Below are 24257 nucleotides of genomic sequence, written 5' to 3' on the forward strand. Positions count from 1 at the left end.
GTCTGTATCGAAACTCCGTTGCGTCGGTCGACCCGTCAGACCTTCGACAGGCCGGCATCCAGCGCTTCGCCGATCTTCGCCACGTCGGCGGCGCTTATGATGAGCGGCGGCGACAGGATGATGTTGTTGCCGGAGACGCGCAGCATGACGCCGGCTTCATAGGCCGCCTCCGAGACCACGGCCATGGTCTTCTTGTCGGTCGGCTTCTTGGTGGCGCGGTCCGAGACCAGCTCCAGCGCCGCCATCAGGCCCTTGTACCTGACATCGCCAACGATGGCGTGCCTGGCCTTCAGCCCTTCCAGCACCGCCGCTAGCTCGACGCCGCGCGCGGCGGCGTTCTCGTTCAGGCGAAGCCGTTTGGTCTCGGCAAGTGCTGCCAGCCCCGCGGCGCAACCGACCGGGTGGCCGGAATAGGTGTAGCCATGGCCGATGGACCCAAAGCTGGTCTTGTCGGCCTCGAAGACATCGGCGACCTTGGCGCCGATCAAGGTCGCGCCGAGGGGGAAATAACCCGAGGTGATCGCCTTGGCGATGGTCATGAAATCCGGCTTCACGTTCGTTAGTCTCGAGCCGGACCAGGCGCCGGTGCGGCCGAAACCGGTGACGACCTCGTCGGCGATCAGCAGGATTTCGTGGCGGTCGCAGATCTCGCGCACCAGCGGCATGAAGCTTTCATGCGGAACGATGACGCCGCCGGCGCCCAGCACCGGCTCCATGATGAAAGCGGCGATGGTGTCGCCACCCTGGAAGGCGATCTCGTCTTCCAGCGCCTTGGCGCAGAGTTTGGCCAACCGCGCCGGATCCGTCTCGTCGAACGGGTTGCGGAAGGTCCAGGGCGCCGGGATGTGGAAGACCCCAGGCAATAGCGGCTCGTAGTTGCGGCGGAAATTGGCGTTACCATTGACCGACGCGCCGCCGAAATGCGTGCCGTGGTAGCCTTTCTTCAGCGCCAGGAATTTGGTGCGGTCGCCCTGGCCGCGGATCTTCCAGTATTGCCTCGCCAGCCGCAGGGCGGTCTCGACCGAATCCGAGCCGCCCGAGGTGAAGAAGGTCCGCACCATGCCTTCCGGCGCGAACCATTCGGCGAGTTCGTAGGCGAGCTCGATCGACGGCCCGGTCGAGGTGCCGCGGAAGCCGGAATAGTAGGGCAGCGCGCCGAGCTGGTCGGCGATCGCCTTCTTGATCGGGTCGCAGCTGTAGCCGAGATTGACGTTCCACAGGCCGCCGACGGCGTCGAGCACGCTCTTGCCATCGATGTCGGTGACGCTGACGCCCTCGCCCTTCATGATCACTTTGGGCGGATTGGCCCGCATCTCGGCCGGATGCGCCATCGGATGCCAGATCGGCTTGGCATTGGTCTCGGTGAGGAAATTGATGTCGCGCATCGGAAGGCTCCGCAGATGTCTCAGGGGACGAGGTCGAAATGGGCAAGGGCTTCGGCATAGGAAAGCGCTGGCCGGGCAACGTCGAAATGCACCGTGCGCATGCCGGCGGCACGGCCACCATCGACATTGCGCTGCTGGTCGTCGACGAAGACGCAGGCTTCGGCGGGCAGGCCGAGCGCTTCGGTGACGAATTGATAGGCGCGCGGGTCAGGTTTCAAGATGCCGGTATAGGTGGCGTCGACGATCACGTCGAACAGGCCAAGCAGCGGCAACCGCCGGCGGAAGTCGGCGCCATAGAACAGGTCAAGTTCGTTGGACAGGATCGCCAGACGGAACCCGGCGGCATGGACGGCGCGGATGGCATGGTCGGCTTCGGGCCGCACCACCTTTTCCGGCTCGGCGCCGCGCGCGCGCTGGACGAAGGTTTCCATCGCCTGCCAGTCCTCGCCGACGAGCCGACCGACCTCGCTGGTCCGGGTGCGCCAATAGTCGCGCTCGCTGATCTCGTCGGCCTGCATGGCGCGCCACAGCGGGTCGCTGTCCGGATCGAACGGTCCGCGCCATTGCAGCGTTCCGGGCTTCAGGCCGAGCGCCTGTTCGGTCAGGGCATGGGTCTCGAACAGCGTGCGGGTGACGACGCCGCCGAAATCGAGGACGAGCGCCTGGGCGGCAATAGCGCTCACGCGGCCACCCCATTGGCCGGCATGCCGCGCGGAATGATGCCTTCCTCGACCCAGCGGTCGAAGATTTCGAGAGCCTTGGTGACGAAGCCGTCGCTGTTGATATGCGCGTCGATCTCGTGGAATTCGACGCCGGCGGGAATGGTTTTGCGCATTTCATCGACGAAGGCGGCAAGCGCTTCCGGCTCGTAGAGCGGCTCACCCTGCATGTCCCATTCCTGGATGCCGCCCGCCGGCAGGATGAAGGCGGAGCGGCCTTTCGATGCGGCGAGCTTGCCGGCGATGGTCCTGGCGACCTCACGCCGATCGTCGGCATCGACGGTGATCGAGGCGATCAGCCTGTTATGGGCGTGGAACGGGCGCTCGGAAAATTTAGCCGGCAAATCCTGCCAGGTTGGCAGATCGACCATGTCCACCGCGCCGGGGGCTGCGATCTGCGGAATGCCGCGGGCGCCGGCATTTTCCAGCCGGTCGCTGCCGGAAGAGACGACGGAGCCGGCGAGATGATTGGTGATCTCCTGCAGGCTGAAGTCAAAGACGGCGCAGAAATGGTCCTGGCCGGCGATCGATTCGAAGGCGCGGCCGCCCATGCCGGTGGTGTGGAAGACGGCGACATCATAGCCGCGCCGTTCCAGCGCCGGCTTCAGCGTCTTCATGTAGCGCAGGCAGGAGCTGCCGAGCGAGGTCATGCCGATGGTCGGGCCGATCGCCGGGGCCGAGGCGCGGCTCTCCAGCACGATCCTGGCGGCGCCGACGACCGCGCCGCAGGCCTGCGACAGGACCAGCTTGCAGATCGAGTTGAGGCCGTAGAGCCCGCCGGCCCAGAGGATCATCATCAGGTCGGGCGCCACCCGCTCGGGCGGGATCAGGTGCGAATAGGCGATGGTGGAGACGACGAATTTCGGCACGCCGAGCGGCAGGGAAAGCGCCACATCGAGCGCCAGATCGGTGCCCATCGAGCCGCCTATGGCGATGAAGGCGTCGATCTCGCCATTCCGGTGCAGCCGGCGCACCAGTTGCACGGCGCCGCCCGCCATCAGCGTCATGGCGGTGTTTTCGTCACCGCTGGCGACGATCTCTTCGATGGTGACGTCGACGGCGCGGGCCACGGCATGTTTGTCGTGATCGGGGCTGTAGGGCGGATTGCCGAGAACGCTGACATCCATCATCACGGCGCTGCCGCCTGACGCCTCGATGCAGGCTTTCATGAACAGCAGTTCGTCGGCCTTGGTGTCGCCAGTGCCGATGACCAGGATGCGGGGCGCGATCTGTGCGGGCATCAGGCCTGCCTCCTCAAGGTTTGCAGATTGTCGCCGTTGAGGCGCATCGAAATCTCCCGTGCCGCTGCCATGACCGCAAGTCCCCGTTGCGTGATGTCGGCGTTTGTCGTCCTCGCCTTGGGCGCCGCCACCGCGATGGTGCCGAGCGCGAAGCCGTCCGCCGCCAGGATTGCAGACGCAACGGAAACAACGCCCTCTTCCAGGCCCTGATCGCAGATCGAGTAGCCGCGCTCGCGCGCCTCGGCCATGGAACGGGAGATGGCCGCCGGCTCGATCAGCGTATGCGCCGTGAAAGCTTCGAGCGGTGCCGCAAGGCAGGCCTTGATGGCTTCTTCCCTGGCGAAAGCCAGATAGGCGATGCCCGACGCGGTCGAATGCAGGGGCAGGAGCTGGCCGATGTCGATGTTGACGCGATTCGCCCAGCTGGGATGTTCGACATGGACGGTGACCAGCCTGTCGATGCCGAATTCCGACAGATGCACGGTCTCGGACGTGGCACTTGCAAGATCCCGCACCAGCGGCACCGCGGTCTGCAGGAAAGGGAAGCGGGCCTCGCGGATGCGCGCCAGCCGCGACAGGCCGGCGCCGAGCCGATAGTGCCGCGTGGCGGCGTCCTGCTCGACGAAGCCATGGTTGGTCAGCGCCACCAGCAGCCGCCGCGTCGTCGCCTTGTCGAAGCTCGACCGGCGCGCCAGATCGGTCAGCCCGAGTTCGGGCTCAGCCACGGTGAAAAGCTCCAGAAGTGAAATCGCCTTGCCGACCGTACCCACATTTGCCTCCAAGCACGGGCCAATCAATTAACGTGTGAATTAACTTGACAGGAAGCCGCTTTGTTTGCAAGTCTATATTCAAAATAAGGGTTCACATAATGAACCGGCATCCAGAGCGTATGGGACAGGCCAAGCGGCCGGCGGACAACGGTGTTCGCGAAACAGGAGGGACCAATGACAGCAGTTTCGGAACAGGCGCCGGCCAACAGGCTGCGCAAGAACAGTCTTGGTGTCGGCGCCATCACCTTCATGGTGATCTCGGCGGCCGCACCCCTCACGGCGGTAGCCGGCGGCACGCCGCTCGGCATGCTGATGGGCAATGGCGCGGGCTTTGCCGGTACCTACCTGATCGTGACGGTGCTGCTGCTCCTCTTCGCGGTCGGCTATGTCGCCATGTCGCGCCATGTCGGCAATGCCGGCGCCTTCTATGCCTATGCCGCGCGCGGCCTCGGCGGTCTCGCCGGCGGCGCCACGGCGCTGATCGCCATCCTTTCCTACAATGCCATGCAGATCGGCGTCATGGGCCTGCTCGGTGCCGCGACCTCCGGGCTTTTCGCCGGCTGGGGCATCAACCTGCCCTGGTGGGTGTGGAGCTTCATCGCCATCGCCATCGTCGCCGTGCTCGGTTACCGCCAGGTCGACCTCTCGGCGAAGATCCTGACGGTTCTGGTTCTCTGCGAATACGCCGTGGTGCTGATCCTCGATCTGACCATCCTCAAGACCGGCGGTGACAGCGGCCTGTCGGCCGCGCCGTTCAGCTGGAGCCAGATCACCTCGGGCGCGCCAGCCATCGCCATCCTGTTCTGCTTTGCCGCCTTCATCGGCTTCGAGGCGACGACGATCTATGCCGAGGAGGCCCGCGACCCGAAGGTCACCATTCCGCGCGCCACCTATTTCTCGGTGCTTTTGATCGGCGTCTTCTACATGGTCACCGCGTGGCTGATGGCGGTGGGCGCCGGCGTCGACAAATTGCTGCCGGCGCTGCAGGGCCTGCAGGATCCGACGACCTTCCTGTTCGGCCTGTCCGACCGCTACGCCGGAACGTTGCTGACCCACGCCATGAGCATCCTGTTCGTGTCGAGTCTGTTCGCCGGCGTGCTTGCCTTCCACAATGCGGTTGCCCGCTACATCTATGTCTCGGGCCGCGAGAAGCTGTTGCCGCAGTCGATCGGCGTGACGCATTCGGCGCACCAGAGCCCGCATGTCGCCTCGGTCATCCAGAGCGTTCTGGCGGCGGTTGTCGTCGGCCTGTTCGCCGTGCTCGGCCTAGACCCGGTGCTGGCGCTGTTTTCCTGGCTGACCAATGTCGCGACGCTCGGCGTCATCGTCATGATGGCGGTCGCCTCGCTCGCCGTGGTGATGTACTTCCGTGCCAACCCGTCGGCGCAGGAGAACGCGGTGAAGACCACCATCCTGCCCGGGCTGACCTTCATCGCCTTCGTCGTCATCATCTACCTGATCGTCATCAATTTCGGCAGCCTGTCGGGGGCCGGCGGCTTCCTCGGCGTGCTCCTGCCGGGGCTGGTGCTGATCGCCGCGGTGGTCGGCCTGCTGCTGGCCGGCGCCTTGCGCGGCCGCGACCCGGTCGCTTTCGAGAGCCTCGGCCTGCCGCTGAAGGATTGAGCGAAACATCGTATCGAGACCGACGCAGGGCGGCGCAACACGCTGCCCTGCAATCCATTTACCTCAGGCGAGACAATTATGATCAGCCAGAATGCCATCAACACCCTGCGCAACATAGAAATCGGCGCGCGCGGCCTGTTCATCGATGGCGCGCAGTCGGCGGGAACAACCGGCGCGACGCTGCCCGTCATTTCGCCGATCGACGGCCGGACCTTCGCCAGCATCGCCGACGGCAATGCCAGTGATGTCGACCGCGCGGTGACATCGGCACGCAAGGCGTTCGACAAGGGTTCGTGGTCGCGCGCCGCGCCCGCCTTCCGCAAGAAGGTGCTGACAAAACTCGCCGAGCTGATCGAGAAGCATGTCGACGAACTGGCGGTGCTTGGCGTGCGCGACAACGGCACCGAGATCGGCATGGCCTACAAGGCCGAGCCGCTGTCGGCCGCCGGCACCATCCGCTACTACGCCGAGGCGATCGACAAGGTCTATGGCGAGATCGCGCCCACCGCCGAGAACGTGCTGGGCCTGATCCACAAGGAGCCGCTCGGCGTCGTCGGCGTCATCGTACCGTGGAATTTCCCGCTGATGATCGGCGCCTGGAAGATCGCGCCCGCCCTTGCCGCCGGCAATTGCGTGGTGGTCAAGCCGCCGGAGATCGCCTCGCTGACGCTGCTGCGGCTGGCCGAACTGGCGGCCGAGGCCGGGCTTCCCGCAGGCGTGCTCAATGTCGTGACCGGCCGGGGCGCCGTCACCGGGGAAGCGCTCGGCCTGCATATGGATGTCGACGCCATCGCCTTCACCGGTTCGGGGCCGGTCGGCCGACGGCTGCTCGACTATTCCGCCCGCTCCAATCTGAAGCGCGTGTTCCTCGAACTCGGCGGCAAGTCGCCCAACATCGTCTTTGCCGACGCGCCTGATTTGAAGCAGGCAGCGGTCGTCTCGGCCAACGGCATTTTCCGCAATTCCGGCCAGGTTTGCGTCGCCGGCTCGCGCCTGCTTGTGCAATCCTCGGTCTATGACCGTTTCATGGACGAACTGCTCTCGGCCACGACGCGGCTGAAGGTCGGCGATCCGCTCGATCTCACCAGCGACATCGGCGCGGTGTCGAGCGCGGAACAGCTGAACAAGAATCTCGGTTTCGTCGCCAGGGCCGGGGAAGAAGGCGCCAGATTGGTCACCGGCGGCGAGCGGATTCTGGCCGAGACCGGCGGCAGCTACATGGCGCCGACGATCTTCGAGAATGTCACGCAGGACATGCAGCTTGCCCGCGAAGAGGTGTTCGGGCCGGTGCTCGGCGTCATGCGCTTCGACACCGAGGAAGAGGCCGTGCGGCTCGCCAATTCGACCGTCTACGGGCTGGCCTCGGCGGTGTGGACATCAAACCTGTCCACGGCGCACCGCATGGTGCGCGCCATCCATGCCGGCGTCGTCCACGTCAACGCCTATGGCGGCGCCGACATCACCGTGCCGCTCGGCGGCGTCAAGCAATCCGGCTTCGGCCGCGACAAGTCACTGCACGCGCTGGAGAAATACCTCGAGCTCAAGACGGCCTGGATCGCGCTTTGAGGACCGTGGCGGTATCGGGATCGCGCCGAAACTGATCTTGCCGTCCAAGGTGTATGGGATCGCAGCGCGGCGCCGCCGTGGTCGATCCGGCGCCGTCTTGTGCTCCCGCTCCTGAAATTTTTGAGAGAATATTCCCGGCTTTAACGAGAATGGCGAAAGGCGTTCTTTGATAAAATCGATAGAATTTCTGACGATGTGGTCAAGCCTAGGCAATCCGCCTTGCTGCCATGACTTCACAACCGCAGAGATCAACCATGTCGAACACTTTGTCCTCTTCCCTTTGGTCAACCATCAACCCGCGCGGCGGCCTTGCTCTGCTGTTCGCATCGGCCGTCGCGGTCGGCAGCCTGATGGCGCCGCATGCGTCCTTCGCCGAGGACAAGAAGGCGATCAAGGTCGGCATCATCAGCGGCGAGGACGAGGATGTCTGGCGCGTCGTCGTCGCCCAGGCCGCCGAAAAGGGCCTGACCATCGAGACCGTGGTGTTCAACGATTACACCCAGCCCAACGAGGCGCTCGAGCGCGGCGAGATCGACGCCAACGCCTTCCAGCACCAGCCCTACCTCGACAACCAGATCAAGACGCAGGGCTATCACATCGTGCGCGTCGGCTATACCGGCGTCTGGCCGATCGGCCTCTACTCCAAGAAGTTCAAGAAGGTCGCCGACCTGCCGGAAGGCGCGGTCATCGGCGTCCCCAACGACCCGTCCAATGAAGGCCGGGCGCTGCGCGTGCTGCAGAATGAGGGCGTGATCAAGCTCAGGGATGGCACCGGCATCCTGGCCACCACCGCCGACATCGCCGAAAACCCCAAGAAGGTCGAGATCAAGGAGCTTGACGCCGGCATCGTCGGCCGCTCGGTCGAGGATCTCGACGCCGCCGTGGTCAACACCGACTGGGCGCTGAAAAGCGGCCTGACACCGGAAAACCGCATCGCGCAGGAGCCGATAGCAGACAATCCGTACCGCAACTTCATCGCGGTCAAGGTCGGCAATGAGAACGAAGGCTGGGTGAAGACGCTGGTCGCGTCCTACCAGAACGACGCGGTCAAGGCCGAATTCGACAAGGTCTATAAGGGCACCGGCCTCAGCGCCTATTGAGACCATCCGGCATTGATATGCCTGCTTTGATCGGGAAGGCGGTCCGCGCAATGCGCGGGCCGCAATCGCATTTCGGGATCCGCGTATGAACCAGCATTTCACCGTAGCCGCCGAGGCCGCCGACAAGGCCGGCGCACCACCACAGGACGTGGTGCGCCTTGTCGATTTGAAGCGCCGCTTTGGCGCCACGCCGGCGATCGACGGCATCTCGCTGACGGTGCGCAAGGGCGAGATCCTCGGCATTATCGGCCGCAGCGGCGCCGGCAAATCGACGCTGATCCGCTGCCTGAACGGGCTCGAGCGGCCGGATTCCGGCGAGGTGTTCATCGAGGGCCGCGAGATCAGCCGGCTCGGCGAGCGCGACCTGCAGCCGTTGCGGCGGCGCATCGGCATGATCTTCCAGCACTTCAACCTGCTGTCGGCCAAGACCGTCGAGGACAATGTGGCGCTGCCGCTGAAGATCGAGGGCAGGCCGAAGGCCGAACGGCTGGCGCGGGCGGCCGAACTGCTCGAGCTGGTCGGCCTGTCGGAAAAGGCCAAGGCCTATCCGGCATCGCTATCCGGTGGCCAGAAGCAACGCGTCGGCATCGCCCGTGCGCTGGCCGCGCGACCGGCGCTGCTGTTGTCGGACGAAGCGACCTCGGCGCTCGACCCGGAGACGACACGCTCCATTCTGACGCTGCTCAGGGATATCAACCGGCAGCTTGGCCTGACCATCCTTTTGATCACGCATGAGATGGAGGTGATCCGCTCGATCGCCGACCGCGTGGCGGTGATCGATGCCGGGCGCATCGTCGAGCAAGGGCCGGTCTGGTCGGTGTTCGCCGATCCGCAGTCGGACATCACCAAAAGCCTGCTCGGCGCCATCCGGCCGCAGCTGCCGACCGAACTGGCGGCGCGGCTGCTGCCGGCTTCCGGCGCGGAGACGATCCTGCGCGTGGACGTGGCGGGCGAAGCGGCAACCGGCCCGCTGCTGTCCGATCTGGCGATTGCCGTTCCGGGCGCCTTCCGCCTCGTCCATGGCGGCATCGACCATATCCAGCAGCAGCCCGTCGGCACGCTGTTTCTGTCCGTTCCCGGCAGCGATGCAAGCCATCTCGCCGAAGTGATTACATTCCTGAAGGCCCGCCAGGCGCGGGTGGAGGTGCTTGGCCATGTCGCCAATCCTGTTTGAGCTTCTGCTGCGGTCGATCTGGGAGACGGTGCTGATGACGGCCGCCTCCGGCCTGATCTCGCTGGTCTTCGGCCTGCCGCTTGGTCTCGCTCTGATCGCCACCGAACGCGGCGGCATCGCCGAGAGCCTGTGGGTGAACCGCGTGCTCGGCGCCGTCATCAACGGCTTCCGATCGGTGCCGTTCATCATCCTGCTGGTGGCGCTGATCCCGCTGACGCGGCTGATCGTCGGCACCTCGATCGGCACCTGGGCTGCCATCGTGCCGCTGTCGATCGCCGCCACGCCCTATTATGCGCGCATCGCCGAAGTGTCGCTGCGCGAGGTCGACCACGGCCTGATCGAAGCGGCACGCGCCATGGGCGGCAACCGCTGGACGATCATCCGCGAAGTACTTGTGCCCGAGGCGCTCCCCGGCATCGTCGCCGGTTTCACGGTAACGCTGGTGACACTGATCGGCGCCTCGGCCATGGCCGGCGCCATCGGCGCCGGCGGCCTCGGCGACCTCGCCATCCGTTATGGCTACCAGCGCTTCGAGACGTCGGTGATGATCGCCGTCGTCATCGTGCTGATCATCCTGGTCTGCGGCATCCAGTGGGCGGGGGACCGTCTGGTCGCGCGGCTGGATCGACGGGGGTGACGTACAAGCCAACGGACGTGACTCCTGCGTCGCCGCGTTCGGGCGAAGACGTTCAGTACTTGTCGCAGCCCTCATCGGAGCGCCGCCCGGGACTATTCTCATCGAGACCGGTCGCCGCGCTATAGGCCTTCCAGGTCGCCGAGGCGTATGCCTCGGTTATGCTGCACAAGAAGCGACCCAGACGGAATTTCGGCCACTTCAACAGCCTCTTCTTAAGAGTCCCGCCTGCCTTTCCCAGAACCTCTGTGACGACCGACATTGGTGTTTCCTCTCAGATGTTGTTTAGTTGCGAGGGGCAGCATCGAATTCGGGGCGTGAGACGGCTGTGAAAAGCCTCGTGAAAATCGCGGAAAACGCTGAAATTCAGGGTAAATCGCGATGAGCTTGGCGCGGCTCGATCTCCTGGGTGGTTTTCGCCTGACATCGCATGACGGGGAAACCCTGGAGGTGCGCGCCAAGAAGAACCGGGCGCTTCTGGGCGTCCTCGCCGTAGCGCCGAACCAGGAGGCGACGCGTCACAAGCTGGCTGCTCTTCTATGGAGCGATCGAGGTGAGGAGCAGGCAAGGGACAGTCTGCGGCAAGCCCTGGCCGCTATCCGCAAGGACTTTACCGGGTTGGGAGCGGATGCCTTGGCCCTGGTCGGGGATCGTGTCGCGCTCAATCCGAAGCTCTTCACCATCGACGTGACTGAATTCGAGGCTGCATCCGCGAGCCGTGACATCGCTGAACTGCGGCGGGCCGCCGCCCTATATGCCGGCCCTTTTCTCGATGGGTTGAGCACGTTTGACAACGCTTTCGAGGACTGGCTTCGCGAAGTCCGTGCCGACCTGTCCCTGCGGGCAATCGATGCGTTCCAGCTTCTGGCGGAATCGGAGAGCGGCATCGAGCGCGTTGCTATTTGCGAACGGCTGGTTGCTCTTGATCCGCTGCGGGAGCCGTCGCATGTCGCGTTGATGCGGGCGCATATCGCCCTGGGTCAGGCCGCGCTCGCCATCAAGCAGTATGAGACCTGCAAGTTGTTGCTGAAGCGCGAACTGGATCTGGAGCCAGGCGAGGAGCTTCGGCTGTTGCGCAGGAGCATGGACGAGACGCCCAAACCGCAGACCGGTGGCGCTTCAAGCCGCGGGCCAGCCGTTGCAGTTCTTGCATTCGAGAATATGAGCAGCGACCCCAACCAGGAGTATTTCAGCGATGGCGTCACCGAGGACATCATCACCGAACTGGGGCGATTCGGCGAACTTCATCTCATAGCCCGCAATTCCTCCTTTGTGTTCAAGGGAAAGATTGTCGATGCCGTCACGATCGCGAAGCAACTGTCCGTCGACTACCTGCTTCGGGGCAGCATTCGCCGTGCCGGCGACAGGGTCAGGATCTCATCGCAACTCATAGAGGCCAGATCCGGCAATCAAATCTGGGCCGATCGATTCGATCGGGAGTTGACAGATATTTTTGAGCTCCAGGAAGAGATCGCCAGAAGTGTCGCCATCACCGTCATCGGCACAATCCGAACCTCGGGTGTGGAGAAGATACGGCGCCTTCCGATCACCCAGCTCGATGCCTACGATCTGTATCTTCAGGCTCGCGTCCTGATGGTTCGCTATGACACCACCCTGGAAGCAGAGCCTTACCTTGCCAGGGCGATCGAACTCGACCCGAATGTCGCCACCATCCATGCAATGATGGCGACTGTGCTCACAAGCAAATGGCTGCTCGAGGGGGGCGGGAACACGCTCAAGATCGCTCTTAGCCACGGTCTGCGTGCTCTAAAACTTGAGCCGAAACAGGCATGGAGCCATACAGCGGTCGGTCACACGCTTATCTTCATGGGACAATTGGAGGAGGCGTTGCTGCATCTCGAGCAGGGTGTGAACCTCAATCCGAACGAAACCCGGGCGAGAGCGATACGGGGCTTGTGCTGGAGCTATCTCGGTCGGCATGAGGAAGCTTTGTTCGACCTGGACGTCTGTATCGCGCGTGATCCCCTGAATTACGATTGGTTCTGGGATCTGCGCGGACAGGTTCTCCTGGTTCTCGGACGCTATCCCGAGGCGATAGCCTCCTACCGGAACCTCCATTCCTACGCATTCTGGGCACATGCGTTTCTGGCGGTCTGCCATTGGAGAATGGGCGACGAGCAACTCGCCGCTCAAGCAGCCGAACAGTGCCTCGCGGCAAGGCCCGATGCGACCGTAAGCGCCATCTTGATCGATCCTTATCGTGACCCAAAGATCCTTGAGGATCTTCGTAGAGACCTGCTTGCCGTCGGCATACCCGATGGATGAGCGACGATCTTCCGTAAGACGCGCTAGCCTCTCAGCCTAACCCCTTCCGGGTCGAAGAACGGCATCGGCGCCACGACCGCGCGGGTCGGCTTGCCGTCGATATCGATGCTGAGTTCGGTGCCGACAGCCGTGAAGGGCAACCGCAGATGCGCGGTCGCCAGCACCTTGCCTAGCGAATAGCCGTGGTCGCTGTAGGTGACGATGCCGGCATCCTCGCCATCGGCCAAAACCCTGGCATCCGTCGCGGCCGGTTTGTCGCCGTCGAGGATCAGGCCGGTCCAGCGCTCATCAAGGCCTTTGTCGCGGATCTTGAGCAGCGCTTCTCGGCCGATGAAATCGCCCTTGTCGAACTTGATCCAGCGGTCGAGGCCGACATGGAACGGCGTCCGGCTCTCGTCCATGTCGATACCATGCGCCGGATAGGCCTTTTCCAGGCCGAGCGTGAACATCGCCAGCACGCCATAGGGTTTCAGGCCGAAGTCCGCCCCTGTCCGCATCAGTACCGCCCAGACGGAGGCGGCTTCGTCGGCCGGCACGAACAGTTCGAAACCGAGTTCGCCCGTCACGCCGGTGCGCGAGATCAGGACGCGCGTGCCGTTGACATGGCCTGACGTGAATGCCCAGCGCTTCAGGCCGTCGAGATCGGCATCCGAGATCAGCGCCTTCAACAATTCGCGCGAGCGCGGGCCCTGGATGGTCGGGAAGGCGATCGCCGCGGTGATGTCGGTGACATAGGCCTTGCGGCCCTGGGCATGATGCTGCAGCCAGGGCAGCATCTTCAGCCGGTTGACCGAGCCGGTGACCAGCATGAAATGCTCCGGTCCCAGCCGGAACACGGTGAGGTCGTCCATGATGCCGCCATCCTCGCGGCAGACCGTGGAATAACGGACCTGGCCCGGCTTCATCGCCGCGGCGTCGTTGACGATGACATGGTTGACCAGCGCCTCGGCCTCCGGCCCTTTGATGTCCATCTTGCCCATGGTGCTGAGATCCTGGACGCCGACATTCGCGCGGGTGTTCAGGTGCTCGTCGGCGATGCCGGAATAGTATTTGGCCGAGATGAAATCGCCGCCGACCCGACCCATGGTCGCGCCCAATCCGACGATGCTGCTGTAGAAAGGGGAACGCCGCTCAGCCAAGAAGGTCTCCATGATCACGAAAAACGGCGGCGCTGACCGACACCGCCGAAGGCCTTTGTTTTCAGTCTCAGTTGCCGTAGACGTCGAAGGCAAAATATTTGTCGTTGATTTCCTTGTATTTTCCGCTGGCGCGCAGAGCGTCGATGGCGGCATTGAACTTGTCGGCCAGTTCCTTGTTGCCCTTCTGCAGGGCGATGCCGACGCCGGGGCCGTGAATGGCGGGATCGGCCGTCAGCGTGCCGAGCAGCTTGCAGCAGGCGCCGTCGGGTTTCTTCAGCCATTCGGTCAGGATGATCGAGCCGTCCATCATCGCGTCGAGGCGGCCATTGGCCATGTCGGTGCGGGCGTCGTCGCCCGTGGGATAGGCCTTGACGGTCGAACCCGCATATTTCTGCTCGGCGAATTTCTGGTGGATGGTGGCGGTCTGCACGCCGAGTGCCTTGCCCTTCAGATCGTCCGGCGAGGTGCCTGCAATGGTCGAATCCTTCGGCACGGCGATGGCCGGCGGCGTCTGGTAATATTTGTGGGTGAACTCGACCTTCTCGGCCCGCTCCGGCGTGATGGTGATGTTGATGATGGCATCGAACTTGCCGGCCTGCAGCGCGGGAATCGAGCCGTCGAAATCCTGCACGGTGAATTCACACTCGACCTTCATTTCGGCGCACAGCGCCTTGCCGAGGTCGATGTCGAAGCCGCCCAGCGTGCCGTCGGCACTGGCATAGTTGAAGGGCGGATAGGCGCCCTCGGTGCCGATCCTGAGCTTGTCCTGGCCGCTGGCGGCGCCGGTGGCGAGGGTGAGAGCGACGGAAGCGGCAAGCACGAAACGACCGAAAAGACGCATGTTCCAGATCTCCGTTGACTGGCGAAGTCTACGGGCTTTCATGCGCGCGGCGGAGACGGAAGCGACATGTGCTGCGGCGATCACGGCGCTGTGAGCGCCATGGCGAGTGTGTTAGCCGGCGCGGTGCTTGGCCGTCGCCTCCCGGTCAACGGCGAGATCGCCTGCCGACAGGACCACGCCGAATTTTTGGCTGGCTTCCTCCGAGGTGTAGTACCCCAGCGCCACATCGCGCTGCACCTGATCGGCGTCCCGCTCGCGCGGATCGCCGTAACCGCCGCCGCCCGGCGTGCCGACGCGCACCCGGTCGCCGGCCTTGAGCGGGATGTCCTGCTCCTTGGACAGATGCGGCGGCACATGCGCCACGCCGCCACGGAAGACGGTCACGCTGTTGGGCTCGCCGTCGCTGCCGCCAAGCGCGCCTTGCGGGCCGAAACGGCCGTGATCCATGACGAAGGAGGCGCGCGCGTCGCCGCGCAGGATCTCGACCTCATAGGCGAGGCCGAAGCCGCCGCGATGCTTGCCGGCGCCGCCCGAGCCTTCGCGCAAGGCATAGTGGCGGTAGAGCACGGGAAAGGCCTGCTCCATGATCTCGACCGGCGGCGATTTGGAGATGCCGATGGTCGAGCAGCCGTTGGTCAGGCCGTCATGGCTCGAATTGCCGCCATAGCCGCCGCCGGAGATCTGGTACATGACGTAATCGCGGCCGCGCACGGGATCGTTGCCGCCCAGCGCGAAATTGCCGCTGGAACCGGCGGGCGCCGCCGTCACCTTGTCCGGCAGCGCCTGCACCATGGCCGCGAATACCGCCTCGGCGATGCGCTGCGAGACTTCCGCCGCACAGCCGGACACCGGCCGTGGATACTTCGCGTCGAGGAAGGTGCCTTCCGGCCGCTTGACGATCAAGGGCTCGAAGGCCCCGGCGCTGATCGGCACGTCCGGGAAAATGTGGCGCATGGCGAGATAGACCGAGGACAGGGTCGTCGCCAGCACGCTGTTCATCGGCCCGGCACAGGGTTTCGACGAACCGGAAAAATCGAAGGTCAGCGTGTCGCCCTGTTTCCCCACCGCAAGGGCGATGGTCAGCGGTTCGTTGACCACACCGTCGGAATCGACAAAGGCCTTCGAATGATAGGTGCCGTCGGGAATGGCCGCGATGTTGGCGCGCATCTGCTCGGCGGCGCGGCGGCGCAGTTCGGCGATCGCCTCGACAACCGTTTCGTCACCGTAACGATCCAGGATTCCATTGAGCCGGTCCTGGCCGATAAGCAGCGCGGCAGCCTGCGCCCTGATATCGCCGATGCGCTGGTCGGCGACGCGGATGTTCGAGCAGATGATGGCGTAGATCTCGGGATCGAGCACGCCCTTCTTGAACAATTTCACCGGCGGCAGCCGCAGGCCTTCCTGTTCGACTGCGGTCGCGGACGCGGAAAAGCCGCCGGGCACCGAACCGCCAATGTCGGGCCAATGGCCGGTGTTGGACAGCCAGCAGAAAATCTTGCCGTCGCGGTAGACCGGCATGGCGAAGCGCACATCCATCAGATGCGTGCCGCCGAGATAAGGGTCGTTGACGATGTAGATGTCGCCGGGCTCCGGCGGCAGGCAACGGCCGTCGGCGATCATCTCGATCACCGTCTTCGTCGAATACTGCATGACGCCGACGAACACCGGCAGGCCCTGCGACCCTTGCGCGATCAGCGAGCCGTCGACGGCCGAATAGATGCCGTCGGAGCGGTCATTGGCTTCGGCGATGACCGGCGAGAAAGCGGCACGTGAGAATGTCAGGTCCATCTCGTCGCAGACCTGCTGCAACGCGGCCTGGAGGACCGAAAGCGTGATGGCGTCGAGCTTTGCCATATCAATGTCAGGCATTCTCAGGCCTCGCCAATGTCGATGATGATGTTGCCGTCGGCGTCCGAGCGGGCGCGGTCGCCGGGTTCAAGCACCGTGGTGGCGTCCATCTGTTCAAGGATCGCCGGGCCTTCGATGACGGCATCGAGCGGCAGTTTTTCGCGCGCATATACCGGCGTGTCATGCCATCGGCCCGCATACCAGACCGGCCGGATCTCGCGCCGCGCTTCTTCGAGTGTCTTGGCACGTCCCGCCGGATCGATCAGGCGCGACAGGTCGATCGCGGGCCGCACGCCGGTCACCGAAGTGTTGAGGTTGACGAGGTTGGCGCGGATTTCCGGCAGCTCGACCTTGAAGCGGGCGAAATAGGCCTTTTCGAACAGCGCCTGCAGCTCGTTGCGACTGATTGTTGAGGACGGCAGAGGCACGTTGATGATGTGGGTCTGGCCGACGAACTGCATGTCGGCGGAATGGGTGACGCGGATCGTCTCCGGCTTCACCGCCTCCTTGCCAATCAGCTCCTCGCCTTCGTTTCGGTGCCGTTCCAACACCTTGTGAAGCTGGGCTTCATCGAGCACCGCCACCGGCTGGTTGATGGTGTTGACGAAGTCATGGCGCAGATCGGCAACGACGCAGCCGAGCGCGTTGGTGATGCCCGGACGCGCCGGCACCAGCACGCGGGGCAGGCCGAGTTCGCGTGCCAGTGCGGTGGCATGCAGCGGTCCGGCGCCGCCGAAGGCGAACAGCGCGAAATCGCGCGGGTCATGACCGCGCGACACCGACACCATGCGGATGGCGCCGGCCATCTTCATGTTGCCGAGCCTAAGCACCGCGCCCGCCGCCTCGACGCCGGACAGGCCGGTCGCCTTGCCGATCCTGTCCTCGAAAATACCGGTGACACGTTCCGATGTGACCGGGTTGTCGACGGCCAGCAGCTTCTTCGGCGCCAGCCGGCCGAGCACCAGATTGGCGTCGGTGATGGTCGGCTCCAGGCCGCCGCGGCCGTAGCAGATCGGGCCGGGATTGGCGCCCGCGCTTTCCGGGCCGATCTGAATCAGGCCGGCGGCATCGACGCGGGCAATCGACCCACCACCGGCGCCGACCGTGTGCACCGCCACCATCGGCACGTGGATGGGCATGGCATATTCGATCTCGATCTCGTTGGAGACTGCCGGCTCGGCGTTGCGGATCAGCGCGACGTCGGTCGAGGTGCCGCCCATGTCATAGGTGACGAGGTTTTCGAAGCCAGCGCGCTTTCCGGTATAGGCGGCGGCGATGACGCCGGAGGCCGGGCCAGACATAACGGTCTTGGCCGATTCACGTGTGACGAAGCGGGCCGAGATCATGCCGCCATTGCCGTTCATGATCAGGAAGTCGCGGGCATAGCCCTTGGCCGCCAGTTCCTTGCGCAACCGTTCGACATAGCGCTCGAGGATCGGCTGCACGGAGGCGTTGACCGAAGCCGTCACGCCGCGCTCGAATTCGCGCGCTTCCGACAGCAGCGCATGGCCCGTGGTGATGTAGCCGTTCGGCCAGAGCTCGGCGGCGATTTCGGCGGCGCGACGCTCATGGGAAGGGTTGGCGTAGGAATGCAGGAAATGGATGACGAGGGATTCGCAGCCGGCCGCGATCAGCGCCTTCACCGCCTCGCGCATTTCAGCTTCGTCGAGCGGGATGCGCACCGCGCCGGAAGCCTCGACGCGCTCCGACACTTCGAGCCTGAGGTTGCGCGGAATGACGGGAACGAAAGTGCCGGTCATTCCATAGGGTTGCGGCCGCGTGCGCCGGCCAAGCTCGATCACGTCGCGAAAACCGCGCGTGGTGATCATGCCGGTCTTGGCCAGCCGGCGCTCCAGCACCGCGTTGGTGGTGGTGGTCGTGCCATGCACGATGAGGTCGATGCCGTCGATCGCAAATCCGGTAGCGCCAAGTGCTGAAACCACGCCGAAGGCCTGGTTGTCGACCGTCGTCGGGGTCTTGGCGATATGCACCTTGCCGCCGTGCTTGCCGTCGATAAGAAGCAGGTCGGTGAAGGTTCCGCCGACATCGATGCCGGCCACGACGCTGCCCAGGGAATCCGGCGGCTGCACCGAAAAATTCTCTTTCATTGTCGAAACCCGAAATGCTGGGACTACGGATATGGCACAGTTTGGAAAGGTGTTTCGCGACGGTATCTTGACGCAAATATCGTTTGTATACTAATAAATTCCGGACACAAGAGCTTACCGCTTTGGAGTGTGCGAGCAGCACGCCGGGACCTGAACGGTCCGGGCGCGCAGGTGAAAGTTTCGCGCCCGCGTCCTTGGTTGGGCCAGAAAGTTGGATTTGATGAACACCACATCCGCCTTCAACACCGCCAGCGCCCGCCCGCTGCAGTTCCCTATACCGGCCAATGTCTATGCCGAAACCGTCGTCTCGGTGAAGCATTACACCGACCGGCTGTTCTCGTTCCGCATCACCCGTCCGCAGTCGCTGCGCTTCCGCTCCGGCGAGTTCGTCATGATCGGCCTGCCCAATGCAGAGAAGCCGGTGTTCCGCGCCTATTCGGTAGCAAGCCCAGCCTGGGACGAGGAGCTGGAATTCTTCTCGATCAAGGTGCCGGATGGCCCGCTAACCTCGGAACTGCAGAAGATCCAGGTCGGCGACACCGTCATCATGCGCCAGAAGTCGACCGGCACGCTGGTGGTCGACGCGCTGACCCCGGCCAAGCGGCTGTTCATGATCTCGACCGGCACCGGCATCGCGCCCTTCGCCAGCCTGCTGCGCGACCCCGACACCTATGAGAAATTCGACCAGCTGATCCTGACCCATACCTGCCGCGACAATGCCGAGCTGACCTACGGCCAGGAATTGGTGGCGGCGCTGGAGAACGACCCGCTGATCGGCGAACTGACCACAGGGCGCGTCACGCTCTACAATTCGACGACCCGTGAAGAATCCGCTCGCATGGGCCGCATCACCGCGCTGATCGGTTCCGGCAAGTTCTACGCCGACCTCGGCATCGAGAAGCTCAATCCGGAGACCGACCGCATCATGATCTGCGGTTCGATGCATATGCTCAAGGACGTCAAGGAACTCGCCGAAAGCCTCGGTTTCCAGGAAGGCTCGCTCAGCCATCCCGCGACTTTCGTCGTCGAGCGCGCCTTCGTCGRCTGAGCCGGACGCCGGCACCTCAAACCCGTATTTTGACCATGCGGTCAAAAACTAGCTGCTTTTGCGGCCTTTTTCAGCTATGCCTCGCTTGAGGACTCGTGAAGCACGACTTCACGGGCTATCTTTGTGCGTGCCGGAAAAAACGACGAGCACAAAGACATGAGCGCAAGTCGCTGAATGAAAGGGCTGGAGATGAGCAGCACAATCCGCGAAGCCGATCTTGGCACCAAGGTGACGCCCCTGCCGGCGCGTGCCGCCGCCAACACCCCCTCAGCGCTGGACCATCGCATCGCGCGCAATCCCGGCATGAAGCTCGACCTCGGCTTCATGGAATCGGTGCGCAGCGTCAACCGCTCGGCGCTGGAACGGCGCGTCGCCAGCCTGACCAAGCGGCGTTCGATCAAGGCCGATAACCAGGCAGCCTGGCTGCTGCGCGCCGTCGCCTGCATGGACCTGACGACGCTGAACTCCAACGATACCGAAGAACGCGTGCGCCGGCTGTGCGCCAAGGCGATCAACCCGTTCCGCCGCGACATCGTCGAGGGGCTCGGCATTGCGGGTGAGACCATCCGGCCGGCCGCGGTCTGCGTTTACCATCCCTTCGTCGCGACGGCGGTCGATGCCGTGCGCGGCACCGGCATTCATGTCGCCGCCGTTTCCACCGCCTTTCCGCATGGCCTGGCACCGCTGTCGACCCGCCTGCAGGAGATCGAAGCCTCGGTGCGCGACGGCGCCGACGAGATCGACGTCGTCATTCCGCGCGGGCTGGTGTTCGGCGCCAAATGGCGGGAGCTCTACAACGAGATCGTGTCGATGCGCGCCGCCTGCGGTGACGCGCATCTGAAGGTCATTCTCGGCACCGGCGACCTCGCCACATTGCGCAACGTCATGCTGGCCTCGATGGTGGCAATGATGGCGGGTGCCGATTTCATCAAGACCTCGACCGGCAAGGAAAGCGTCAATGCGACGCTGCCCGTTGGCCTCGCCATGGTGCGTGCCATCAGGGCCTATTTCGAGGAAACCGGCTATCTCATCGGCTTCAAGCCGGCCGGCGGCATTTCCACCGCAAAGGCCTCGCTCGACTGGCTGGTGCTGATGAAGGAGGAACTCGGCCGGCCATGGCTGGAGCCGGAGCTGTTCCGCTTCGGCGCGTCGAGCCTTTTGACCGACATAGAGCGGCAGCTCGAGCATCATCTGACCGGGCACTATTCGGCCAATCACCGCCACGCGATGGCTTGAGCACCCTATTACCCCCACCCCSATCGGCTTCGCCGATCGACCCWCCCCACAAGGGGGAGGGTGAAGGAGGCACCCCATGAATATTCTCGACCGCTATCACGCCATGGAATACGGCCCGGCGCCGGAAGCCCGCAACGAGGCCGATGCGTGGCTTGCCGCGCGCGATTTCGGCAAGGCGCTGTTCATCGACGGCGGCTGGAAAGCCGCTTCCGGCGGCAAGACCTTCGACACCAGCGAGCCGTCTTCCGGCAAGCTGCTGGCCAAGGTGTCCGACGCCAGCGTCGCGGATATCGACGCGGCGGTTGCGGCCGCCACCAAGGCGCTGCCGAAATGGAGCGCCAGTTCAGGCTACACCAGAGCAAAAGTGCTCTACGCCATCGGCCGCGCCATGCAGCGGCATCAGCGCCTGTTCGCGGTGCTTGAATCGATCGACAACGGCAAGCCGATCCGCGAAAGCCGCGACATCGACGTGCCCCTGGCGATCCGCCATTTCATCCATCATGCCGGCTGGGCGCAGGCGCTGGATAAGGATTTTCCCGGGCACAAGGGTGTCGGCGTCGTCGGCCAGATCATCCCATGGAATTTCCCGCTGCTGATGCTGGCCTGGAAGATCGCGCCCGCACTGGCCGCCGGCTGCACGGTGGTGCTGAAGCCGGCCGAGTTCACGCCGCTGACCGCTATCCTGTTTGCCGAGATCTGCGAGCGTGCCGGCGTGCCGAAGGGTGTCGTCAACATCGTACAGGGCGGACCGGAAGCGGGTGCTGCCATCGTCAACCATCCCGGCATCCAGAAGATTGCTTTTACCGGCTCTTCCGAGGTCGGCAAGATCATCCGGAAAGCCACTGCGGGCTCGGGCAAGAAATTGTCGCTGGAGCTCGGCGGCAAGTCGGCCTTCATCGTCTTCGAGGACGGCGATCTCGACAGCGCCGTCGAGGGCCTGGTCGACGGCATCTGGTTCAACCAGGGCCAGGTCTGCTGCGCCGGGTCGCGGCTTTTGGTGCAGGAAGGCATCGCCGAAGCCCTGATCGCCAAGGTCAAGACGCGGATGAGCCGGCTGCGCGTCGGCAGCCCGCTCGACAAGAACACCGATATCGGTCCGCTGGTCGACATCACACAGCTCGACCGCGTCAAGGGCCTCGTGGCCGAGGGCGCCAAACAGGGCGCCGTCTGCTGGCAGCCGGATGCCGCACTGCCGGCTTCGGGCTACTATCATCTGCCGACGCTCGCCACCGGTGTTTCGCCGGCTAATATTCTGGCGCAAGAGGAGGTCTTTGGCCCCGTTCTGGCGACCATGACCTTCCGCAACACCGAGGAAGCGATCGAGCTTGCCAACAACACGCGCTACGGCCTCGCGGCGAGCGTGTGGAGCGAGAACGTCAACCTTGCGCTCCATGTCGCGCCGCTGCTGAAGGCGGGCGTGGTCTGGGTCAACGGCACCAACATGTTCGACGCCGCCTGCGGCTTTGGCGGCTACCGCGAAAGCGGCTTCGGCCGCGAGGGCGGGCGCGAAGGCATGTTCGAATATCTCACCGCAAAGCTGCCGCTCGGCCCGGTCATCAAGCCGGCGGTTGTTTCGGCGCAGCCCGTCGAGCAGGCTGACGGCGCGGCCATCGACCGCACCGCAAAACTGTTCATCGGCGGCAAGCAAATTCGGCCGGACGGCAATTATTCGCTGGCTGTCGCCACCGCCAAGGGCAAGCTCGCCGGCGAAGTCGGGCTTGGCAGCCGCAAGGATATTCGCGACGCCGTTTCGGCTGCCCGCGCCTGCAAGGGCTGGCCGGAGGCGACTGCCTACAACCGTTCCCAGGTGCTTTATTATCTGGCCGAGAACCTTTCGGGCCGCGCCGGCGAATTCGCTGCCCGTCTGACCGAACTGACCGGCGCCAATGCAAAAGCGGCGCGCGAAGAAGTCGACCAGTCGATCGAACGGCTGTTCCTCTACGCCGGCCTTGCCGACAAGTTCGAGGGGCGCGTGCACCAGCCGCCGGCCCGCGCGGTGACGCTGGCACTGCATGAGCCGGTCGGCGTCGTCGGCATCGTGGCGCCTGATACTTCGCCGCTGCTCGGCCTGATCTCGCTGGTCGCGCCGGCGCTCGCCATGGGCAATACGGTGGTCGCTGTGCCGTCCGAGCGCTATCCGCTGCTCGCCACCGATCTCTACCAGGTCATCGAGTATTCCGACGTTCCGGCCGGTGCCATCAACATCGTCACCGGGCGCACGGCGGAGCTTGCCGGCGTGCTGGCCAAGCATGACGATGTCGACGGGCTCTGGGTGTTCGCCGATGCCGAGACCTGCGCCAAGGCGGAGGCCGAGTCCATCGGCAGCCTCAAACGCGTCTGGAGCGGCAATGGCCGCAACCTCGACTGGGCGTCGGACGAAGCGGCCGGCGACGCTTTCCTGCGCCGCGCCGTCGAGGTGAAGAACGTCTGGGTGCCTTACGGCGACTGACATTTCCAAGCTGTCGCATTGGTGATCGTGTTCGGGCTTGACGCCCGGACATATGTTCTTTAACGAGAAAAAACATCTTTATCAGTGAACTGGGACAGGCTGCACGATAGCGCCTGGCTGGCACATGACGCCGTCGCCGGCCGCCGATAAAGGCAGTTGACCCAAGCAGGCGAGGAAAAGATATGGCGGATCTGGCAGGCAAGGTCGTTGTCATCACGGCGGCGGCGCAAGGCATCGGCAAGGCGAGCGCGCTGGCTTTTGCCAGGACCGGGGCCACCGTCCATGCCACCGACATCAACGAGACGCTTCTCGCCGAGCTCGCCAAGACGCCAGGGATCAAGACCCGCAAGCTGGATGTGCTGAACGACGAGGCCGTCAACGCCGCATTCGCCGAGATCGGCCGCGTCGACGTGCTGTTCAACTGCGCCGGTTTCGTCCATTCCGGCTCGATCCTGGAGATGAAGGATGGCGATCTCGATTTCGCCTTCAACCTCAACGTCCGCGCCATGATCCGCACCATCAGGGCCGTGCTGCCCGGCATGCTGGAGCGCGGCGACGGGTCCATCGTCAACATGTCTTCCGTCGCCGGCGCCGGCAAAGGCGTGCCGAACCGCTTCGCCTATGGCGTCACCAAGGCCGCTGTCATCGGCCTGACCAAGGCAATTGCCGCCGACTATGTCGGCAAGGGCATACGCTGCAACGCCATCTGCCCGGGCACGGTCGAAAGCCCGTCGCTGCAGGACCGCATGCACGCGCAAGGCGACTATGAGGCCGCCCGCGCCGCCTTCATCGCCCGCCAGCCGATGGGCAGGCTCGGCACGCCGGAAGAGATCGCCGATCTCGCCGTCTACCTGGCCGGCGCGACCTATACGTCGGGGCAGGCCTACAATATCGACGGCGGCTGGTCGATCTGACCATCGGACGCTGGCAGATCGGGGACGATCGCGGCGCATCGCGGGGATCAGGTAGTCTGAAAATCCCACGCGCCGGCCCGCTCGACAGGTGTCCGCGCTTGCCGGGGTCGAGTTCGATGGGTACGGTCCGCCCGGCCCCGAGGAGCCATCGCCCAGGCGGAGAATTGCAAAGGGCC

General features: G+C 64.4%; 19 protein-coding genes. 10 read left to right on the forward strand and 9 right to left on the reverse strand.

Going from position 1 to position 24257, the window contains the following annotated elements; all coding sequences use genetic code 11:
- Positions 1-35: 35 nt before the first annotated feature.
- Genes AC1DPX_RS03935 through AC1DPX_RS03950 form a run of 4 tightly spaced genes read right to left on the reverse strand, consistent with a single transcriptional unit; the run spans position 36 to position 4115 of the window.
- On the reverse strand, positions 36-1385 hold the full coding sequence (locus AC1DPX_RS03935; RefSeq protein ID WP_477234709.1) for an aminotransferase class III-fold pyridoxal phosphate-dependent enzyme: 1350 nt from the start codon (positions 1383-1385) through the stop codon (positions 36-38).
- A gap of 20 nt (positions 1386-1405) precedes the next feature.
- Complete coding sequence (locus AC1DPX_RS03940; RefSeq protein ID WP_202356912.1) at positions 1406-2068, reverse strand: HAD family hydrolase; 663 nt, start codon at positions 2066-2068, stop codon at positions 1406-1408.
- Positions 2065-3345 carry a Tm-1-like ATP-binding domain-containing protein gene (locus AC1DPX_RS03945; RefSeq protein WP_477234711.1) on the reverse strand — a complete coding sequence of 427 codons (1281 nt, stop codon included), beginning with the start codon at positions 3343-3345 and terminating at the stop codon, positions 2065-2067. The genes AC1DPX_RS03940 and AC1DPX_RS03945 overlap by 4 nt, the downstream gene beginning before the upstream one ends.
- A complete protein-coding gene (locus AC1DPX_RS03950) occupies positions 3345-4115 on the reverse strand; it encodes an IclR family transcriptional regulator (RefSeq protein WP_202356914.1) in 771 nt (256 codons plus the stop codon). The genes AC1DPX_RS03945 and AC1DPX_RS03950 overlap by 1 nt, the downstream gene beginning before the upstream one ends.
- A 174-nt stretch (positions 4116-4289) precedes the next feature.
- Between AC1DPX_RS03950 and AC1DPX_RS03955 the strand changes: the two genes are divergently transcribed.
- The 5 genes from AC1DPX_RS03955 to AC1DPX_RS03975 all read left to right on the forward strand — a co-directional run bounded on the left by AC1DPX_RS03955 (position 4290) and on the right by AC1DPX_RS03975 (position 10215).
- Positions 4290-5738 carry an APC family permease gene (locus AC1DPX_RS03955; RefSeq protein WP_477234713.1) on the forward strand — a complete coding sequence of 483 codons (1449 nt, stop codon included), beginning with the start codon at positions 4290-4292 and terminating at the stop codon, positions 5736-5738.
- A gap of 78 nt (positions 5739-5816) precedes the next feature.
- Positions 5817-7304, forward strand: coding sequence for an aldehyde dehydrogenase (locus AC1DPX_RS03960; protein WP_477234715.1), 1488 nt, complete (start codon positions 5817-5819; stop codon positions 7302-7304).
- 254 nt (positions 7305-7558) lie between these two features.
- A complete protein-coding gene (locus tag AC1DPX_RS03965; RefSeq protein ID WP_477234717.1) occupies positions 7559-8404 on the forward strand; it encodes a MetQ/NlpA family lipoprotein in 846 nt (281 codons plus the stop codon).
- Positions 8405-8489: 85 nt separating this feature from the next.
- On the forward strand, positions 8490-9578 hold the full coding sequence (locus AC1DPX_RS03970; RefSeq protein WP_477234719.1) for a methionine ABC transporter ATP-binding protein: 1089 nt from the start codon (positions 8490-8492) through the stop codon (positions 9576-9578).
- Positions 9559-10215, forward strand: coding sequence for a methionine ABC transporter permease (locus AC1DPX_RS03975; RefSeq protein WP_202325122.1), 657 nt, complete (start codon positions 9559-9561; stop codon positions 10213-10215). The genes AC1DPX_RS03970 and AC1DPX_RS03975 overlap by 20 nt, the downstream gene beginning before the upstream one ends.
- Positions 10216-10267: 52 nt before the next feature.
- Here the strand turns inward: AC1DPX_RS03975 and AC1DPX_RS03980 are convergent, their stop codons facing one another.
- Positions 10268-10474: a hypothetical protein gene (locus AC1DPX_RS03980; protein ID WP_202356920.1), complete on the reverse strand. Its 207-nt coding sequence runs from the start codon at positions 10472-10474 to the stop codon at positions 10268-10270.
- Between the two features lie 119 nt (positions 10475-10593).
- Here AC1DPX_RS03980 and AC1DPX_RS03985 point away from each other — a divergent pair, with 119 nt between their 5' ends.
- Positions 10594-12498 carry a BTAD domain-containing putative transcriptional regulator gene (locus AC1DPX_RS03985; protein WP_477234721.1) on the forward strand — a complete coding sequence of 635 codons (1905 nt, stop codon included), beginning with the start codon at positions 10594-10596 and terminating at the stop codon, positions 12496-12498.
- 23 nt (positions 12499-12521) lie between these two features.
- Here AC1DPX_RS03985 and AC1DPX_RS03990 read toward each other — a convergent pair whose 3' ends face one another.
- From AC1DPX_RS03990 to AC1DPX_RS04005, 4 genes are all read right to left on the reverse strand, one after another.
- Positions 12522-13637 carry an aminomethyl transferase family protein gene (locus AC1DPX_RS03990; RefSeq protein ID WP_477234723.1) on the reverse strand — a complete coding sequence of 372 codons (1116 nt, stop codon included), beginning with the start codon at positions 13635-13637 and terminating at the stop codon, positions 12522-12524.
- Between the two features lie 67 nt (positions 13638-13704).
- Positions 13705-14478 (reverse strand): ABC transporter substrate-binding protein, encoded by a 774-nt coding sequence (locus AC1DPX_RS03995; protein WP_202356923.1) that lies wholly within the window; start codon positions 14476-14478, stop codon positions 13705-13707.
- 111 nt (positions 14479-14589) lie between these two features.
- On the reverse strand, positions 14590-16332 hold the full coding sequence (locus AC1DPX_RS04000) for a hydantoinase B/oxoprolinase family protein (RefSeq protein ID WP_477235746.1): 1743 nt from the start codon (positions 16330-16332) through the stop codon (positions 14590-14592).
- Between the two features lie 17 nt (positions 16333-16349).
- Positions 16350-18434: a hydantoinase/oxoprolinase family protein gene (locus tag AC1DPX_RS04005; protein WP_477234725.1), complete on the reverse strand. Its 2085-nt coding sequence runs from the start codon at positions 18432-18434 to the stop codon at positions 16350-16352.
- Positions 18435-18654: 220 nt separating this feature from the next.
- On the opposite strand from AC1DPX_RS04005, the gene AC1DPX_RS04010 reads away from it, so the two are divergent.
- The 4 genes from AC1DPX_RS04010 (at position 18655) to AC1DPX_RS04025 (ending at position 24081) form a co-directional block, all read left to right on the forward strand.
- Positions 18655-19482 carry a ferredoxin--NADP reductase gene (locus tag AC1DPX_RS04010; RefSeq protein WP_477234727.1) on the forward strand — a complete coding sequence of 276 codons (828 nt, stop codon included), beginning with the start codon at positions 18655-18657 and terminating at the stop codon, positions 19480-19482.
- A 189-nt stretch (positions 19483-19671) separates the two neighbouring features.
- On the forward strand, positions 19672-20718 hold the full coding sequence (gene deoC / locus AC1DPX_RS04015; protein ID WP_477234729.1) for a deoxyribose-phosphate aldolase: 1047 nt from the start codon (positions 19672-19674) through the stop codon (positions 20716-20718).
- Positions 20719-20794: 76 nt separating this feature from the next.
- Positions 20795-23167, forward strand: a complete 2373-nt coding sequence (locus tag AC1DPX_RS04020) for an aldehyde dehydrogenase family protein (RefSeq protein WP_477234731.1) — start codon at positions 20795-20797, stop codon at positions 23165-23167.
- A gap of 182 nt (positions 23168-23349) precedes the next feature.
- Positions 23350-24081, forward strand: a complete 732-nt coding sequence (locus AC1DPX_RS04025; protein WP_477234733.1) for an SDR family oxidoreductase — start codon at positions 23350-23352, stop codon at positions 24079-24081.
- The last annotated feature ends 176 nt before the right edge of the window (positions 24082-24257 follow it).

Source organism: Mesorhizobium sp. 01N446 (assembly GCF_056399285.1).